This window comes from Streptomyces griseosporeus, from assembly GCF_014656055.1.
Lineage (GTDB): Bacteria > Actinomycetota > Actinomycetes > Streptomycetales > Streptomycetaceae > Streptomyces > Streptomyces griseosporeus.
This window is the reverse complement of the sequence record NZ_BNBR01000009.1, coordinates 343,302-360,914: the sequence shown is the minus strand read 5'-3', so window position 1 is coordinate 360,914 and position 17,613 is coordinate 343,302. Positions and strand designations below refer to the sequence as shown.

17 protein-coding genes are annotated in these 17,613 nt (G+C 72.1%); 12 read left to right on the top strand and 5 right to left on the bottom strand.

What is annotated here, in order from left to right:
- Positions 1-25: 25 nt before the first annotated feature.
- The gene (gene dnaE / locus IE308_RS35010) at positions 26-3,565 is read left to right on the top strand and encodes a DNA polymerase III subunit alpha (protein WP_110627593.1); all 3,540 of its coding nucleotides are present in this window, start codon (positions 26-28) and stop codon (positions 3,563-3,565) included.
- A gap of 93 nt (positions 3,566-3,658) precedes the next feature.
- On the opposite strand, the gene IE308_RS35005 is transcribed toward dnaE, so the two are convergent.
- The gene (locus tag IE308_RS35005) at positions 3,659-3,826 is read right to left on the bottom strand and encodes a hypothetical protein (protein ID WP_190220967.1); all 168 of its coding nucleotides are present in this window, start codon (positions 3,824-3,826) and stop codon (positions 3,659-3,661) included.
- Positions 3,827-4,049: 223 nt separating this feature from the next.
- Here IE308_RS35005 and IE308_RS35000 point away from each other — a divergent pair, with 223 nt between their 5' ends.
- The 4 genes from IE308_RS35000 to IE308_RS34985 all read left to right on the top strand — a co-directional run bounded on the left by IE308_RS35000 (position 4,050) and on the right by IE308_RS34985 (position 7,892).
- The gene (locus IE308_RS35000; RefSeq protein ID WP_190220966.1) at positions 4,050-5,267 is read left to right on the top strand and encodes an NYN domain-containing protein; all 1,218 of its coding nucleotides are present in this window, start codon (positions 4,050-4,052) and stop codon (positions 5,265-5,267) included.
- Positions 5,268-5,397: 130 nt separating this feature from the next.
- The gene (locus tag IE308_RS34995) at positions 5,398-6,372 is read left to right on the top strand and encodes an ABC transporter ATP-binding protein (RefSeq protein WP_190220994.1); all 975 of its coding nucleotides are present in this window, start codon (positions 5,398-5,400) and stop codon (positions 6,370-6,372) included.
- A gap of 31 nt (positions 6,373-6,403) precedes the next feature.
- Complete coding sequence (locus tag IE308_RS34990; RefSeq protein WP_190220965.1) at positions 6,404-7,225, top strand: ABC transporter permease; 822 nt, start codon at positions 6,404-6,406, stop codon at positions 7,223-7,225.
- Positions 7,226-7,259: 34 nt separating this feature from the next.
- A complete protein-coding gene (locus IE308_RS34985) occupies positions 7,260-7,892 on the top strand; it encodes an AAA family ATPase (protein ID WP_162655488.1) in 633 nt (210 codons plus the stop codon).
- Positions 7,893-8,402: 510 nt separating this feature from the next.
- Here the strand turns inward: IE308_RS34985 and ybaK are convergent.
- From ybaK to IE308_RS34965, 4 genes are all read right to left on the bottom strand, one after another.
- Entirely contained in the window at positions 8,403-8,918 is a 516-nt protein-coding gene (gene ybaK, locus IE308_RS34980) for a Cys-tRNA(Pro) deacylase (protein ID WP_190220964.1), read from the bottom strand.
- Between the two features lie 16 nt (positions 8,919-8,934).
- Positions 8,935-9,675, bottom strand: coding sequence for an LON peptidase substrate-binding domain-containing protein (locus tag IE308_RS34975; RefSeq protein ID WP_190220963.1), 741 nt, complete (start codon positions 9,673-9,675; stop codon positions 8,935-8,937).
- 11 nt (positions 9,676-9,686) lie between these two features.
- Positions 9,687-10,781 (bottom strand): hypothetical protein, encoded by a 1,095-nt coding sequence (locus tag IE308_RS34970; RefSeq protein WP_190220962.1) that lies wholly within the window; start codon positions 10,779-10,781, stop codon positions 9,687-9,689.
- A 110-nt stretch (positions 10,782-10,891) separates the two neighbouring features.
- Complete coding sequence (locus tag IE308_RS34965) at positions 10,892-12,469, bottom strand: oxidoreductase (RefSeq protein ID WP_190220961.1); 1,578 nt, start codon at positions 12,467-12,469, stop codon at positions 10,892-10,894.
- A 181-nt stretch (positions 12,470-12,650) separates the two neighbouring features.
- Here IE308_RS34965 and hisD point away from each other — a divergent pair, with 181 nt between their 5' ends.
- Genes hisD through IE308_RS34930 form a run of 7 tightly spaced genes read left to right on the top strand, consistent with a single transcriptional unit; the run spans position 12,651 to position 17,604 of the window.
- Entirely contained in the window at positions 12,651-13,976 is a 1,326-nt protein-coding gene (hisD, locus tag IE308_RS34960; RefSeq protein ID WP_190220960.1) for a histidinol dehydrogenase, read from the top strand.
- Positions 13,973-15,082 (top strand): histidinol-phosphate transaminase, encoded by a 1,110-nt coding sequence (locus IE308_RS34955; RefSeq protein ID WP_110627584.1) that lies wholly within the window; start codon positions 13,973-13,975, stop codon positions 15,080-15,082. The genes hisD and IE308_RS34955 overlap by 4 nt, the downstream gene beginning before the upstream one ends.
- Positions 15,079-15,672, top strand: a complete 594-nt coding sequence (gene hisB / locus IE308_RS34950) for an imidazoleglycerol-phosphate dehydratase HisB (protein ID WP_110627583.1) — start codon at positions 15,079-15,081, stop codon at positions 15,670-15,672. The genes IE308_RS34955 and hisB overlap by 4 nt, the downstream gene beginning before the upstream one ends.
- A gap of 3 nt (positions 15,673-15,675) precedes the next feature.
- A complete protein-coding gene (locus IE308_RS34945) occupies positions 15,676-15,840 on the top strand; it encodes a CG2302 family histidine operon protein (protein ID WP_190220959.1) in 165 nt (54 codons plus the stop codon).
- Positions 15,840-16,481 carry an imidazole glycerol phosphate synthase subunit HisH gene (hisH, locus tag IE308_RS34940; protein WP_110627582.1) on the top strand — a complete coding sequence of 214 codons (642 nt, stop codon included), beginning with the start codon at positions 15,840-15,842 and terminating at the stop codon, positions 16,479-16,481. The genes IE308_RS34945 and hisH overlap by 1 nt, the downstream gene beginning before the upstream one ends.
- Positions 16,478-17,203: a bifunctional 1-(5-phosphoribosyl)-5-((5-phosphoribosylamino)methylideneamino)imidazole-4-carboxamide isomerase/phosphoribosylanthranilate isomerase PriA gene (gene priA, locus IE308_RS34935; protein WP_110627581.1), complete on the top strand. Its 726-nt coding sequence runs from the start codon at positions 16,478-16,480 to the stop codon at positions 17,201-17,203. Before hisH ends, priA begins: the two co-directional genes overlap by 4 nt.
- Positions 17,200-17,604, top strand: a complete 405-nt coding sequence (locus IE308_RS34930; protein WP_110627580.1) for a RidA family protein — start codon at positions 17,200-17,202, stop codon at positions 17,602-17,604. The genes priA and IE308_RS34930 overlap by 4 nt, the downstream gene beginning before the upstream one ends.
- Positions 17,605-17,613 lie beyond the last annotated feature (9 nt).

Here is a 17,613-nt window from a genome sequence, read left to right as displayed (position 1 = left end):
GAGTGTTTCCCCTGGAGGCCGCACCGTGTCGAAGCCGCCGTTCACGCACCTGCACGTCCACACCCAGTACTCGCTGCTGGACGGTGCCGCGCGGCTGAAGGACATGTTCAACGCCTGCAATGAGATGGGCATGACGCACATCGCCATGTCCGACCACGGCAACCTGCACGGCGCGTACGACTTCTTCCATACCGCGAAGAAGGCCGGAATCACCCCGATCATCGGGATCGAGGCGTATGTCGCCCCCGAGTCGCGGCGCAACAAGCGCAAGATCCTCTGGGGCCAGCCGCACCAGAAGCGCGACGACGTCTCCGGCTCCGGTGGCTACACCCACAAGACGATGTGGGCGGTGAACAGGACCGGCCTGCACAACCTCTTCCGGCTCTCCTCCGACGCCTACGCCGAGGGCTGGCTGCAGAAGTGGCCCCGGATGGACAAGGAGACCATCGCCCAGTGGTCCGAGGGCATCGTCGCCTCCACCGGCTGCCCCTCCGGCGAGGTGCAGACCCGGCTGCGCCTCGGCCACTTCGACGAGGCCCTCAAGGCCGCCGCCGACTACCAGGACATCTTCGGCAAGGACCGCTACTTCCTGGAGCTGATGGACCACGGCATCGAGATCGAGCGCCGGGTCCGCGACGGCCTGCTGGAGATCGGCAAGAAGCTCGGCATCCCCCCGCTGGTCACCAACGACTCCCACTACACCTACGCGCACGAGGCGGGCGCCCACGACGCCCTGCTGTGCATCCAGACCGGCAAGAACCTCTCCGACCCCGACCGCTTCAAGTTCGACGGCACGGGCTACTACCTGAAGTCCACGGACGAGATGTACGCCATCGACTCCTCGGACGCATGGCAGGAGGGCTGCGCCAACACGATCCTCGTCGCCGAGATGGTCGACACCGCCGGCATGTTCGAGAAGCGCGACCTCATGCCCAAGTTCGACATCCCCGAGGGCTACACCGAGGTCACCTGGTTCAAGGAAGAGGTCCGCCGCGGCATGGAGCGCCGCTACCCGGACGGCATCCCCGAGGACCGCCAGAAGCAGGCCGAGTACGAGATGGACACCATCATCTCGATGGGCTTCCCCGGGTACTTCCTCGTCGTCGCCGACTTCATCATGTGGGCCAAGAAGCAGGGCATCGCCGTCGGCCCCGGCCGAGGCTCCGCGGCCGGCTCGATCGTCGCCTACGCGCTCGGCATCACCGACCTCGACCCGATCCCGCACGGCCTGATCTTCGAGCGGTTCCTCAACCCCGAGCGCATCTCCATGCCCGATGTCGACATCGACTTCGACGAGCGCCGGCGCGTCGAGGTGATCCGGTACGTGACGGAGAAGTACGGCGCCGACAAGGTCGCCATGATCGGCACGTACGGCACCATCAAGGCGAAGAACGCCATCAAGGACTCCGCGCGCGTGCTGGGCTACCCGTACGCGATGGGCGACCGCATCACCAAGGCCATGCCCGCCGACGTCCTCGGCAAGGGCATCCCGCTCTCCGGCATCACCGACCCCAGCCACCCCCGCTACAGCGAGGCGGGCGAGGTCCGGGCGATGTACGAGAACGAGCCCGACGTGAAGAAGGTCATCGACACCGCGCGCGGCGTCGAGGGCCTGGTCCGGCAGATGGGTGTGCACGCCGCCGGCGTGATCATGTCCAGCGAGACCATCACCGAGCACGTCCCGGTCTGGGTCAGGCACACCGACGGCGTGACCATCACGCAGTGGGACTACCCGAGCTGTGAGTCGCTCGGCCTGCTGAAGATGGACTTCCTGGGCCTGCGCAACCTCACGATCATGGACGACGCCGTCAAGATGGTGAAGGCCAACAAGGGGATCGACATCGATCTCCTGGCCCTCCCGCTCGACGACCCCACGACCTTCGAACTGCTCCAGCGCGGCGACACCCTCGGCGTCTTCCAGTTCGACGGCGGGCCCATGCGTTCGCTGCTGCGGCTGATGAAGCCCGACAACTTCGAAGACATCTCCGCCGTGTCGGCCCTGTACCGGCCGGGCCCGATGGGCATGAACTCCCACACGAACTACGCGCTGCGCAAGAACGGGCAGCAGGAGATCACGCCGATCCACCCCGAGCTGGAGGAGCCGCTCAAGGAGGTCCTGGACGTCACCTACGGCCTGATCGTCTACCAGGAGCAGGTGCAGAAGGCCGCCCAGATCATCGCGGGCTACTCGCTCGGCGAGGCCGACATCCTCCGCCGCGTGATGGGCAAGAAGAAGCCCGAGGAGCTGGCGAAGAACTTCACCATCTTCCAGGCCGGCGCCCGCAAGAACGGCTACAGCGACGAGGCCATCCAGGCGCTGTGGGACGTGCTGGTCCCGTTCGCCGGCTACGCGTTCAACAAGGCCCACTCCGCCGCGTACGGCCTGGTCTCCTACTGGACGGCCTACCTCAAGGCGAACCACCCCGCCGAGTACATGGCCGCCCTGCTGACCTCCGTCAAGGACGACAAGGACAAGTCGGCGGTCTACCTCAACGAGTGCCGCCGCATGGGCATCCGCGTCCTGCCGCCGAACGTCAACGAGTCCGAGGCGAACTTCGCCGCCCAGGGCGACGACGTGATCCTCTTCGGCCTCTCCGCCGTGCGCAACGTCGGCACCAACGTCGTCGAGTCGATCATCAAGTGCCGCAAGGCCAAGGGGAAGTACACCTCCTTCCCCGACTACCTCGACAAGGTCGAGGCGGTCGTCTGCAACAAGCGCACCACGGAATCGCTCATCAAGGCCGGCGCGTTCGACTCCATGGGCCACACCCGCAAGGGCCTCATGGCGCAGTACGAACCGATGATCGACAACGTGGTCGCGGTCAAGCGCAAGGAGGCCGAGGGCCAGTTCGACCTCTTCGGCGGGATGGGCGAGGAGACCAGCAGCGAGCCCGGCTTCGGACTCGACGTCGAGTTCTCCACCGACGAATGGGACAAGACCTACCTCCTCGCCCAGGAGCGGGAGATGCTCGGCCTGTACGTCTCCGACCACCCGCTCTTCGGCCTGGAGCACGTCCTGTCCGACAAGGCCGACGCGGGCATCGCTCAGCTCACCGGCGGCGAGCACGCCGACGGCGCGGTCGTCACCATCGGCGGCATCATCTCGGGCCTGCAGCGCAAGATGACCAAGCAGGGCAACGCCTGGGCCATCGCCACCGTGGAGGACCTCGCGGGCTCCATCGAGTGCATGTTCTTCCCGGCGACCTACCAGCTGGTCTCCACCCAACTCGTCGAGGACGCGGTCGTGTTCGTCAAGGGCCGCCTCGACAAGCGGGAGGACGTGCCGCGGCTCGTCGCCATGGAGCTGATGGTCCCCGACCTGTCCAACGCGGGCACCAACGCGCCCGTGGTGCTCACCATCCCGGCCGTGAAGGTGACCCCGCCGATGGTCAGCCGCCTCGGCGAGATCCTCAGCCACCACAAGGGCGACAGCGAGGTCCGGATCAAGCTCCAGGGCCCGACGAAGACGACCGTGCTGCGCCTGGACCGGCACCGGGTCAAGCCCGACCCGGCCCTCTTCGGCGACCTCAAGGTGCTGCTCGGCCCGTCCTGCCTGGCGGGCTGACCCGAGGGGCCCGGTGACAGACGCGAGGGGCGCGACCCGGTACGGGCGCGCCCCTCGTGTGTGCCTGGGCCGCAACGGCCCCGTGTGCAGATGTCAGTTGTGGCCGAAGCGCTTCTGCCGGCCCTTGCGGGCTATCTCGGCGGGCGACACCGGCGCGCTGTGCTCTTCGGCCGGCGGCTCCATCGTCATCGTCTGCTCGGCGCCGCGCGACGCCCGCTGGGACTGCGACTGCTTACGGTCACGGTTCTTGTTCTTGGCCATGGGACTGCCTCCTGTGGGGGTTCTAGGGGCCAGGGCCGCGACCAGATTCACATAGGCTGCCACACAGCGCATTTCGGATAATTACCGTGTGTGACAGGGGTGGTCGGCACCCGCCGGACCGAAACGCCACGCCGAAGATCGAGTTCCGGCCGTTAACCTCCGCGCTGTCGGGCAGACTCGAAGGAAGCCCGAAGCCAAACCTCCCGGAAAGAGGGTGGATCGCGTGGACCGCTGCATCGTCCTGGTGGACGCCGGGTATCTGCTGGGGGCCGCCGCGAGTCTCCTCGCCGGGGAGCCCTCCCGGTCCCGGATCACCGTCGACCACACCGCCCTCATCCAGGGCCTGCGGGAACGCGCCGAATCGGACACCCAGCAGCCCCTGCTGCGCATCTACTGGTTCGACGGCGCCCCCGACCGCGTCCCGCAGCCCGAGCACCGCAGGCTGCGCGTGATGCCCCGGGTCACCGTCCGGCTCGGCGCCCTGACCCGCAGCGACGGCCGCTGGGCACAGAAGGGCGTGGACGCCGCCATGCACGCCGAGCTGACCGAGCTGGCCCGCAACCGCGCCTGCTCCGACATCGTCCTCGTCACGGGCGACGGCGACCTGCTGCCCGGCATGATGGCCGCCAAGGAACACGGCGTCGCCGTCCACCTGTGGGCCGTCCAGGCCGCCGACGGCGACTACAACCAGTCCGAGGACCTCGTCGCCGAGGCCGACGAGCGGCGCGTGCTGGACCGGGCGTGGATCACCAAGGCCGTACGCGCCAAGGAGACCTCCGGCGCCTGCGCACCCCCGCCCGCGCCCCGCCCCGAGATCGCCGCGATCCTCTCCGCCCCGCTCCCGGAGTCCGCGCTCGCCCCGAGCGCCCCCGAGCGGCCCGCCGAGGAACCCCGGCACCCGGTCCCGGCCGCCGCGCGGAACGGCTCGGCGGAGCGCGTCACCGTGGCCAAGGGCGTCCCGACCCCCAAGGACCTCGCCGAGCTGCGGGCCGGGGCGCAGCCCGTCCAGCAGCCCGCCACCGCCACCCTGCGCTGGTCCTCCGACAAGGGCTGGGTGGACCGGCCCGGCGTCCCCGCCGAGCCGCCCGAAGTGGCCGCCATGCCGACGCTCGCCCAGCTCACCACGGCCGAGCAGCGGTGGGCCGACCGCGAGGAGGACATCACCACCGTCGGCGGCGACCCCTACGAGGTCGGCCAGGTCTTCGCCCGCCGCTGGATGTCCCGACTGGGCGACCAGGGCCACCTCCAGCGGCTGTCCGGCATGTACCCGCGCATCCCGCACCGCATCGACGGCGAGCTGCTGCGCTACGCCGCCCGCTTCGGCCTGCTCGCCCACAAGGACGACCAGATCGACGAGCACGACCGCTACGCCATCCGGGCGGGCTTCTGGCGCGAGATCGACGTACGCACCGCGGCGGAGCACGCGCCCGCGGCGGAATGACGGGCGGGGGAGCGGGGACGGAAGCGGGGGCGGAAAGCCGCCCCAAAGGCGAGCAAAGCTTCCCGACCCCGTAGTCTCGTCCCTTGTGAGTACGCGCCCGGCCCCGACGATCCACACCCTGGACGATGTCGTGTGCGCCGTGCGCGGACTGACCAAGACCTACCCGGCCGTCCGCGCCCGCCGCGGAGCCCCCGGCACCCCCGCGGTCCGCGCCACGGACGACGTACGGCTGGACATCCGCCGGGGTGAGATCTTCGGCCTCCTCGGCCCGAACGGGGCCGGCAAGTCCACCCTGGTCCGCCAGCTGACCGGCCTCATGCGCCCCGACTCCGGCAGCGTGGAGATCCTCGGCCACGACATCGTCCGCCACCCTGAGCGGGCCGCCCGCATCCTCGCCTACCTGGGCCAGGAGTCCACCGCGCTGGACGAGCTGACCGTCTCCCTCGCCGCCGAGACCACCGGCCGGCTGCGCGGCCTGGACGCCCGGCGGGCCCGCGCGGAACGGGACGCCGTTCTCGACGAACTCGGCCTCACCCCGATCGCCGGCCGCCCGCTGAAGAAGCTCTCCGGCGGCCAGCGCCGCCTCGCCTGCTTCGCCACCGCGCTCGTCGGGGAGCGCCCCCTGCTGGTCCTGGACGAACCCACGACCGGCATGGACCCGGTGGCCCGCAGGGCCGTCTGGTCGGCGGTCGACCGCCGCCGGGCCGAACGCGGCACCACCGTCCTGCTCGTCACCCACAACGTCATCGAGGCCGAGACCGTCCTCGACCGCGTCGCCGTCCTCGACCAGGGCCGCGTCATCGCCTGCGACACTCCCGCCGGACTGAAGGAACAGGTCGCCGGCGAGGTCCGGGTGGAACTGGTCTGGCGCGAGAAGGCCCCCCTGGACGTCCCGGAAGTCGCCGCGCTGCGCGACCGCGCGACCGAGTCCGGCCGCCGCTGGACGCTCCGCCTGGCCCCCGAGGAGGCGCGTACGGTGGTCGCCACCGTCACCGGCGGTGCCGCCTTCGCCGCCCTCGACGACTTCACGCTGGCCACGCCCAGCCTGGAGGACGTGTACCTGGCCCTCGGGGGCGCCGCACGGCAGGGACTGGTCAAGGCATGAGCGCAGCCGTAGGGAAGAGGAGCAGCTCCAGGTGAGTGTCGTACCCGCCGAGGTCCTGCAGAGCAGCACCCGGGGCGTGCCGGAGCAGGCCCGCGGCGAGGCCGAGCTGGGCCCGCGCACGCGCCTGTGGCCCGCGCTCGGCGCCGTCTACCGGGCCCAGCTGTCCCGGGCCCGGGTGGCGAGGATCCCGCTCCTGTTCGTGGCGACGTTCCAGTCCATCGGCATCCTGATCATGATGCGCGGGGTGGTGGACGGCGGCAGCGAGGCCGAGTCGGTGGTGGCCGGCTCGGCGGTCCTGGTCGTGGCCTTCGTGGCACTGAACCTCCTCGCCCAGTACTTCGGCCAGCTCCGCGCGAGCGGCGGCCTCGACCACTACGCCACGCTGCCGGTGCCGCCCGCGGCGGTCGTGCTGGGCGCGGCGGCGGCCTACGCCTCCTTCACCGTGCCCGGCACGGTGATCACGGCGGTCTTCGGCTGCGTCCTCTTCGGCCTCCCCCTCACCCACCTGTGGGTGCTGGCGGCGGTGATCCCGCTGGCGGGCGCCGCGCTGTCCGGCCTCGGAGCGGCCTGCGGCCTGCTCGCCCCCCGCCCCGAACTGGCGACACTCCTCGGCCAGTTGGGCATGTCCGCGGCGCTGCTGCTGGGCGTCCTGCCGGCCGACCGCATGCCGGAGGCCGTCCGGCTGGCCCGCGACCTGCTGCCCTCGACGTACGGTGTCGAGGCGCTCGCCCGCACCTTCGGGGCACACCCGCACTGGGGGTACGTCCTCGGCGACCTGGCCGTCTGCGCCGGGGTCGGGGTGGCCTCGCTGGCCGTCGCGACCTGGGCCTACCGCCGGGCCGCCGTCCGGTGACGCGCCGCCGGGACGCACCTGGCACGATGTGGGGGTGACCGCACCGCTGACTCCGCCTCCGCATGACCAGTCCCAGCAGCCGGCGTCCGACGGATACGGATATCCGGCGCCGCACGTCGTCACGTACGGACAGGACGGGCCCGGGATGAAGACCGAACTGCGGGAGGCCGCCGTCGTGACGGTGGCCGTGACCGTGCTCGGGGCGCTGCTCGGGGTGCTGTGGTGGTGGCTGGCGCCGCACGTGCCGCGGGTCGGGGACGAGATGGACGGCAGCTGGGTCGTCTACGCCAAGGATCCCGAGGGCGAGCAGGCGATCGGGGTGGACGGAACGTTCACGCTGCTCGCGCTGGCATTCGGTGTGGTCAGCGCGGCGGCGGTCTTCGCGTGGCGGCGCCGGGGCGGGGTTCCGCTGGTGGTGGGGCTGGGCCTCGGCGGGCTGCTCGGCGCGGTGGTGGCGTGGCGGGTGGGCATGTGGCTCGGCCCGACGTCCGACCTGATCGCCCACGCGAAGGAGGTGGGCAAGGGGGTGACGTTCTCCGGCCCCCTGGAGCTGGGCGCGAAGGGCGCCCTCCTGGCCTGGCCCCTGGCGGCCCTCCTGGCCCACCTGGGCCTGACGGCCCTCTTCGGCCCCCGCGACCCGGACCTCTACGGCCCACCCCAGCCCTGACGCTGCCACTGCGCCCGACGCTACGGGTGTGACACGACCCGGAGCTGCAGCCGCCCCCGGCGCTGGTGCGGGCCGGGGGTGGGTCGCGCAGCCCGGCGCGACGGGGTGCCGCTGCGCCCACCCGTGCCGCCCCAGCGGCACGACTGCCCGCAGCTACGTCGGAGGGGCGTCCATGCGTGCGGCCGCCCGCAGCTAGGTCGGCGTGCGGCCCGCCGCTGCCGGGTGGGCGCCGGCCCAGCGGGGCGGCCTGCCGCAGCCACGGCGGGCGGTAGACGCGTACGGCGGGAAGGGGACGTGTCGGGGGGTGTCCGCCCGCAGCGGGCGCCGGAAAGAAGCGGCACGAATTTGACCGTACCCAGCGGCGCACCGAGGACGGACACCCCCCGGCGCGGCCCCGACCCACCCACCACCAGAGCGCGCTACATCAGCCACCCACAGCCCCGCGCGGGCCGCCGCAGGCATTCAGGGGCGCGGGGAACTGCGCGAGCAACCGCCCACCCACCCGCAGCGTCACCCGCGGCCGATCGGTGCCAGTGTCGCCGACGTGAGCTTTGCCAGGTCCTCCGGCGACAGTTCGACCTCCAGGCCCCGGCGGCCCGCCGAGACGCAGATCGTGGGGTGGGCCTTCGCCGAGTCGTCCAGGACCGTCGGCAGCTTCTTGCGCTGGCCCAGCGGGGAGATCCCGCCCCGCACGTACCCCGTCGTGCGTTCCGCGAGCGCCGGATCCGCCATCGCCGCCCGCTTACCCCCGACCGCCGCCGCCAGCGCCTTGAGGTCCAGCGACCCCGCCACCGGCACGACCGCCACGGTCAGCGTCCCGTCCACATCGGCGACCAGGGTCTTGAACACCCGCTCGGGGGACACCCCCATCGCCTCGGCCGCCTCCTCGCCGTACGAGGGGTGGTTCGGGTCGTGGTCGTAGGCGTGGACCGTATACGTCACGCCCGCCGCCGTCAGTGCCACCGTCGCGGGCGTACCCCCGGCCCCGGACCCGGCTTCACCCTGCTTCTTCGCCTTCTTCGCCATCCGAAATCCCCGAGCTTCAGTTCAGACTCGTCGGGCCGCGCGTCAGCTCCGACGCCGGCAGCGACGGCAGACTACGGATGATCGCCGTCTCCGCGCGAAGCAGTTTCAGCTCGTCCCGCAGCCGCGACGCCGTGTCCGGCGCCTGCAGCAGCCGCTGCTTCGTCGGCGTGTCCAGCATCATCGCCGCGGCGACGAGGTACGACACCACCGACGGCTCGTCCGGGAGCTCCGCCCCGGTCGACAGCGACCGCTCCCGCGCCCCGGCCAGCCGCTTCTGGTACTGGCGGAACGCCCGCAGCACCCCCTCGGCCAGCGCGGCAGCCTCCTCGCCGGGCTCCTCCTCCAGCGGTTCCAGCTCGGCGACCAGGAACGGCCCGCTCGCGTCGACCGACTTCAGGCGCACCCGCGTCGTCCCGGTCGCCAGCACCTCGAACGTGCCGTCGCTCCGCTCCCGTACCGTCGCCGCGTCGGCCACACAGCCCACGGCGTGGAAGGCCCGCACCGGATCCGGCCCGAACCCGGCCGTCGGCCCGCGCTGCGGCAGCGCGGTCGGCTCGGGCATCCCGGGCTCGCTCGGCGCGACCTCGTGGCCGTCGCGGATCGCCACGACGGCGAACCGGCGGGGCTCGTCCTCCGGGGTCTTCAGCAGCTCGCGCATCATGGCGCGATATCGCTCCTCGAAGACGTTCAGAGGGAGTACGAGCCCCGGGAACAGCACCGTGTTCAGGGGGAAGAGGGGCAGCCGGACGGTGGTCACGACGCAGAAGCCTAATGGCCGAGGGAGCGCACGGGTCCGCCGTGCCCCCTCAGCGGACGTTCCTCGGGCTCCCCGGACGCCCCGCGCAGCGCCTCCCGCACCCGCAGGAAGTGCCCGAGCGGATCCTCCGACACCCGCTCCCACGGGAAGGACGTCGCGTACGGCCCGGTCAGCCGCAGCTGCTCCAGCGCCTCCGCCCGGCGGGCCAGCCGCAGCAGCACGTACGCCAGCAGGTTGCGGATCTGCGCGGGCCACGGGTCGGCCGCCGGCAGCCGGGACGACAGCGCGACCGCCCGGTCGGCCGCCGCGTCGAGCCGCGCCCGGGGCACCTCGGGACCGCAGCCGTCGGTGAGGTAGGCGAAGACGGCCCGCACGGGCAGTGCCTGGACCAAAGCGTCCGCCGGCGCGTCCTGCGCGGCCGGCTCGGCGAAGTCGAGGCACTCGCGGTGGGCGCCGTGCCAGGAGGCGGCCAGGTACCGCAGGGCGGCCACATGGCAGCCGTAGTGGTGCGGGGCACGCCGTACCGCCGCCTCCCACAGCTCCTCGAAGTACCGGTGCCCGGCCCGTGCGCCGCGCGCGTGGTCCAGGGCCAGGCGCCAGGGCACCGGGTCGCGGTGGTCGCCGCCCGCCGCGGCGGTGATCAGCGGGCTGACCTGACGCAGCAGCTCGGCACGGGCGGGGGAGTCCCAGGCCCGGTCGACGGCCAGCTGCGCGCCGACGAGCAGGGCGCCCGGGTCGTCGGGCGCGGTGGCCGACCAGGTCCGGAACCAGTCGGGGCGGGAGCGGGCGAACGCGGCGAGGCGGCGTACGTACCGGTCGCGGTGCTCCCACTCGGCGTGCTCCGCGGTGGCGGCGAGCAGGGCCGCGGCCGGAGCGTGCTCTCCGCGGGCGGCCGCGACGAGCACCGGCCCGAGCCGGGCGTCGGGCGCGTCGAGCAGCACGTCGCCGTCGAAAGCACCCGATGCACCGGCAGCACCGGGGGCAACGGCAGCGCCAGACACACCGGCAGCACCGGAAGCACCGACCGCACCGGCGCCGCGCGCAGCGGTCCTGGCCGGTCGGCCCGAGCGGAGGAACGGGAGCAGCAGAGCCATGGTGTCGACCATTGAAAAGCCGCAGGTCGGGCGGGCGCCAGGGACTTCACCCAACCTGTGGAAAGTTGTACGACCTTGGGTCAAGGGACGGTAAAACCTCCCCACCCGCACACATATGCGCCTCAGTTCCGCCGCAACAGCCGCGTCGCCCCCGCCGCCACGGTCGTCGCCAGCACCCACCCCAGCATGATCATCACCGCGGCCAGCCACTGCCACCCGCCCCGCAGCTGCCACTGCCCGGCCTGCCCGAGGTCGATGACGGGCAGGAGCAGATCCAGGGTGAACAGAGCCGGATCCCACGCCGGATGCTCGCCGGGCTTGACCGGCGGATGCTCGGCGTGGGCGAAGGCCCAGGCGCCGGCCGCCCACAGCACCGCCATCCACACCGCGGCCCGCCCCGGCCGGTAGCCGTAGGCGACCGTCACGTCCTGGGCGTACCCCCACAGCTTGGCGGCGAGCGGCAGTGTCTCGCGGCGGCGCCGCTGCTTGGCGAGCAGCACCTCGCGCGCGTCCTCGTCCTCGCCCGCCGACCGCAGCACCGCGGCCAGCCGCTCGTACGGCTCCGGGTTGTACTCGGCGGTGGCCGCCGCGACCCACTCCAGCCGCGTGTCCAGCGGGAACGGGCCCTGCGGCACCAGGCTCTCGTAGGCGAAACCGCCCATGTGCAGGCTGCCGGGCCCCGGCCAGGCGCCGGCCCGGTCGACGAGGGTGCCGATCCGCGCCCCGGACAGCACGACCCGGCCGCGCTGCGGCCGCTCCCCGAGGAAGCGCAGCTCGGGCGTCTGCACCCGGCGCAGCGACAGCTCCTGCTCGTCGGTGAGCACGAACCCGGCCTGCTCGAAGTCGACGGCGTCCCCGAACCGCCCGTCGTCCAGCCGCACCCCGCCCCGGCACTCGAACCGCTGGATGCGCGTGCCCTGCGCCGGAGTGGTCCCGCTGAGCGCCTGCCCGCCGACGCCCGCCGGGGTCAGGTACAGGGTCCGCTCGACGGTCAGCTGGGGCGCGTTCAGTGCGAGCCGCGCGTACGGGTTGGCCAGCCGCGCCCCGCGCAGACTCAGCGACACGCCGACCGTCGCGCTGCGCAGGCTCACCTCGCCGTGCGACTCCAGCATCTCCGCCTGGAGGTCCTGCCCGACCGTCATGCCGTCGGCGGCGATCGACCGCCCGCTGCGGTCGCGGTGGACGACTGCCTGGTTGAGCATCAGGTCGGTGCCGATGTGCGCGTCGGTGAGCCGGATGCCGCCGAGGAACCGGCAGCGCGGCAGATGCAGGTCGCCCTCGGTGCGCACCCGGGCGGCCTCCAGCCGGGGCACCGAGCAGTCCACCAGCCGTACCGTCGTGAAGTGCGCCTCCGGCACCCGGATCTCCCGCTCGAAGCGGCAGCCGCGCATCTCGACGTACGGCGCGACCGTGCCGCCCGCCAGGTCCAGGGTGCCGCTGATCTGCACGCCGGCCAGCTTCAGCGAGGAGACCCGGCCGGCCAGCGCGGGCGGGCCGTCCAGCAGCAGCCAGGCGACGATCCGCGCCCGCACCGTCCGCTCGGGCCCCCAGGGGTGCCCGCCGTGCGGATCGTCCACCACCGGGTCCCCGGCGCTCAGGTCGTACAGGCTGCCGTTGCGGAACGCCTGCCACATGCCGGCCTCCGCCGCCGTCAGGTCGTCCGGCAGGTCCCCGGCGCGCAGGCCGGCCCCCTCGGTCACGTGCTTCCCTGCCTCCTCCGCTGCTCCCGGGTGCAACCGGTGTTCGTACACGTGTTCATGCCCGTTCTGTGACGCCCGGAACACCAGGGGTGAACGGGATCGTCCGCGGATCGTCCACGGCGTGTATCAGCCATTGATACGGCGGGACGGCCGCGGCCGAGGGTCTGAGAGAATTGAGACCGTGATCTCCCGAATCGATCTGCGCGGCGACGCCCTTCCCGAGGGCCCCGCCCTGCGCGACCTGCTGCCCCGAGCCGACTTCGACGTTCAGGCCGCACTGGAGAAGGTGCGTCCGATCTGCGAGGCCGTGCATCATCGTGGCGACGCGGCGCTGATCGACTTCGCGGAGAAGTTCGACGGGGTCAGGCTGGAGCAGGTGCGGGTCCCGGCCGAGGCGATCACCAAGGCCCTCGACGAGCTGGACCCGGCCGTGCGCGCGGCCCTGGAGGAGTCCGTCCGCCGCGCCCGCCTCGTCCACCGCGAGCAGCGCCGTACCACCCACACCACCCAGGTCGTGCTGGGCGGCACCGTGACCGAGAAGTGGGTACCGGTCGACCGCGTCGGGCTGTACGCGCCGGGCGGCCGGTCGGTCTACCCGTCGTCCGTCGTGATGAACGTCGTCCCCGCCCAGGAGGCGGGGGTCGGCTCCCTCGCGCTCGCCTCGCCCGCGCAGGCCGAGTTCGGCGGCCTGCCGCACCCCACGATCCTCGCGGCGTGCGCCCTCCTCGGCGTGGACGAGGTGTACGCCGCCGGCGGCGCCACGGCCGTCGCGATGTTCGCGTACGGCACCGAGTCATGCCCGCCCGCCAACATGGTCACCGGTCCCGGCAACATCTGGGTCGCCGCCGCCAAGCGCTACTTCACCGGCAAGATCGGCATCGACGCCGAGGCCGGCCCGACCGAGATCGCGATCCTCGCGGACGCCACGGCCGACCCGGCGCACGTCGCCGCCGACCTGATCAGCCAGGCCGAGCACGACCCGCTGGCCGCCGCCGTCCTCGTCACCGACTCCCCGGAGCTGGCCGACGCGGTCGAGCGCGAGCTGGAGCCGCAGGTCGCCGCGACCAAGCACATCGACGACCGCATCGTCCCCGCCCTGAAGGGCAAGCAGTCCGCGATCGTCCTGGTCGACGGCGTCGACGAGGGCCTGCGGGTGGTCGACGCGTACGGCGCCGAGCACCTGGAGATCCAGACCGCCGACGCGGCGGCCGTCGCCGACCGGGTCCGCAACGCGGGCGCGATCTTCATCGGCCCCTGGGCACCCGTCTCCCTCGGCGACTACGCGGCCGGCTCCAACCACGTTCTGCCCACCGGCGGCTGCGCCTGCCACTCCTCGGGCCTGTCCGTGCAGTCCTTCCTGCGCGGCATCCACATCGTCGACTACACCAGGGACGCCCTCGCCGAGGTCGCGCACCACGTGGTGACGCTGGCGGAGGCCGAGGACCTGCCCGCGCACGGCGCGGCGATCAAGGCGAGGTTCGACTGGAAGGTGCCGGAGAGCAAGTGAACACCCGGATCGACGATCTCCCCGTACGGGACGAGCTGCGCGGCAAGTCCCCCTACGGAGCGCCCCAGCTGGACGTCCCCGTACGGCTGAACACCAACGAGAACCCCTACCCGCTGCCCGAGCCGCTGGTCGAGCGGATCGCCGAGCGGGTCCGTGAGGCGGCCCGCCACCTCAACCGCTACCCGGACCGCGACGCCGTCGAGCTGCGCACCAGGCTCGCCGAGTACCTGACCCGCACCTCCGGGTACGAGGTCGCCCTGGCGAACGTATGGGCGGCCAACGGCTCCAACGAGGTCATCCAGCAGCTGCTGCAGACCTTCGGCGGCCCCGGCCGCACCGCGATCGGCTTCGAGCCGTCGTACTCGATGCACGCGCTCATCGCGCGCGGCACCGGCACCGGCTGGATCTCCGGGCCGCGCAACGACGACTTCACCATCGACCTCGCCGCCGCCCGGCGGGCGATCGCCGAGCAGCAGCCGGACGTCGTCTTCATCACCACCCCCAACAACCCCACCGGCACGGCCGTCCCGCCGGAGACCGTCGTCGCGCTGTACGAGGCCGCGCAGGCGGCCAAGCCGTCGATCGTGATCGCGGACGAGGCGTACATCGAGTTCAGCCACGGCGACTCGCTGCTGCCGCTGCTCCAGGGCCGGCCGCACCTGGTGATCTCCCGCACGATGTCCAAGGCGTTCGGCGCGGCCGGCCTGCGCCTCGGCTACCTCGCCGCGCACCCGGCCGTCGTCGACGCCGTCCAGCTGGTGCGGCTGCCGTACCACCTGTCGGCCGTCACCCAGGCGACCGCGCTGGCCGCCCTGGAGCACACCGACACCCTGCTCGGCTACGTCGAGCAGCTGAAGGCCGAACGGGACCGGCTGGTCGCCGAACTGCGGGCGATCGGCTACGAGGTGACCGCCTCGGACGCCAACTTCGTGCAGTTCGGCCGCTTCGCCGACGCCCACGAGGTCTGGCAGAAGATCCTCGACCGGGGCGTCCTGGTCCGGGACAACGGCGTACCGGGGTGGCTCAGGGTCACCGCCGGCACCCCGGAGGAGAACGACGCGTTCCTCGACGCGGTCCGTGAACTGAAGAAGGAGCAGAGCGCATGAACCGCGTGGGACGCATAGAGCGCACGACCAAGGAGACCTCGGTCCTGGTCGAGATCGACCTCGACGGCACCGGGAAGACCGACATCGCCACCGGCGTCGGCTTCTACGACCACATGCTCGACCAGCTCGGCCGGCACGGCCTGTTCGACCTGACCGTGAAGACCGACGGCGACCTGCACATCGACTCCCACCACACCATCGAGGACACCGCCCTCGCGCTGGGCGCCGCCTTCAAGCAGGCGCTCGGCGACAAGGTGGGCATCTACCGCTTCGGCAACTGCACGGTCCCGCTGGACGAGTCCCTCGCCCAGGTCACCGTCGACCTCTCCGGCCGCCCCTACCTCGTGCACACCGAGCCCGAGAACATGGCGCCGATGATCGGCGAGTACGACACCACGATGACCCGTCACATTCTGGAGTCCTTCGTCGCCCAGGCGCAGATCGCGCTGCACGTGCACGTGCCCTACGGGCGCAACGCCCACCACATCGTGGAGTGCCAGTTCAAGGCGCTGGCCCGGGCCCTGAGGTACGCCAGCGAGCGCGACCCGCGCGCCGCCGGCATCCTCCCCTCCACGAAGGGCGCCCTGTAACCGATGAACGGACTGTCCACGATCCTGATCGTCGTCGGCCTGTTCCTGGTCGGCGGGATCATCTCCTTCGTCAAGCAGCAGATGCCCCGCAGCCTCATCGTGCTGCTCTCCATCGGCGCGGCCATGTGCCTCGTCGCGGGCGTCATGCGGCTGGAGGTGTGGAACTGATGAGCACGCAGAAGAAGGTCGTCGTCTTCGACTACGGCTTCGGCAACGTGCGCTCCGCCGAGCGCGCCCTCGCCCGCACCGGCGCCGACGTCGAGATCACCCGCGACTTCGACACGGCCATGAACGCGGACGGCCTGCTCGTGCCGGGCGTCGGCGCCTTCGCCGCCTGCATGAAGGGCCTGAAGGACGCCCGCGGCGACTGGATCATCGACCGCCGCCTGTCCGGCGGCCGCCCGGTGATGGGCATCTGCGTCGGCATGCAGATCCTCTTCGCCCGCGGCATCGAGCACGGCGTCGAGGCCGAGGGCCTGGACGAGTGGCCCGGCACGGTCGAACCGCTCCAGGCCGAGATCGTGCCCCACATGGGCTGGAACACCGTCGAGGCCCCGGCCGGCTCGGAGCTGTTCGCCGGCCTGGACGCCGACGCCCGCTTCTACTTCGTGCACTCCTACGCCGTCCACGACTGGGCGCTGGAGGTGCACAACCCGGCGATGACCGCGCCCAAGGTCACCTGGTCGACGCACGGCAAGCCGTTCGTGGCCGCCGTGGAGAACGGCGCCCTGTGGGCCACGCAGTTCCACCCCGAGAAGTCCGGCGACGCCGGAGCCCAGCTCCTCACCAACTGGATCGGAACACTGTGAGCAAGCTCGAACTCCTCCCCGCCGTCGACGTCCGCGACGGCCAGGCCGTCCGCCTGGTGCACGGCGAGTCCGGCACGGAGACCTCCTACGGCTCCCCGCTGGAGGCCGCCCTCGCCTGGCAGCGCGCGGGCGCCGAGTGGCTGCACCTGGTCGACCTCGACGCCGCCTTCGGCACCGGCGACAACCGCGAGCTGATCGCCGAGGTCACCCGGGCCATGGACATCAAGGTGGAGCTGTCCGGCGGCATCCGCGACGACGCCTCCCTCGCCGCCGCGCTCGCCACCGGCTGCACCCGCGTCAACCTCGGCACGGCCGCCCTGGAGAGCCCCGAGTGGGTCGCCAAGGTCATCGCCGAGCACGGCGACAAGATCGCCGTCGGTCTCGACGTCCGCGGCACGACCCTGCGCGGCCGCGGCTGGACCCGCGACGGCGGCGACCTGTACGAGACGCTGGAGCGCCTCAACCAGGAGGGCTGCGCCCGCTACGTCGTCACCGACATCGCCAAGGACGGCACCCTCCAGGGCCCCAACCTGGAGCTGCTGAAGAACGTGTGCGCGGCGACCGACCGCCCGGTCGTGGCCTCCGGCGGGGTCTCCTCCCTGGACGACCTGCGCGCCATCGCCGGCCTCGTGCCGCTCGGTGTCGAGGGCGCCATCGTAGGGAAGGCGCTGTACGCGAAGGCGTTCACCCTGGAAGAGGCCTTGGAGGCTGTGTCGTCATGATGTCCGATGCCGTGCGGCGCGTGCAGAGCGGAAATCCCTGGGAAGAGACGTTCGGATTCGCGCGCGCCGTCGCGGCGGGCGACCGTGTGCTGGTGGCCGGCACGACCGCCTTCAAGGGCGACGTGCTGTACGGCGAGGGCGACCCGTACGAACAGGCCAAGGTGGCCTACACCAGCGCGCTGGAGGCGATCGCCGAGTTCGGTCTGGCACCGGAGTCGGTGGTCAGGACCAGGACGTATCTGACCCACGCGCGCGATGTCGACGCGGTGGGCCGGGCCCACAAGGAGCTGTTCGACTCCGTCCGCCCCGTCGCGACCGTGCTGGTCGTGGAGGGGTTCGTCGACCCGCGCATCCTGGTCTCGGTGGAACTGGAAGCGTACACAAGCGCTGAGAAGGTGTAGAGGAGCCGT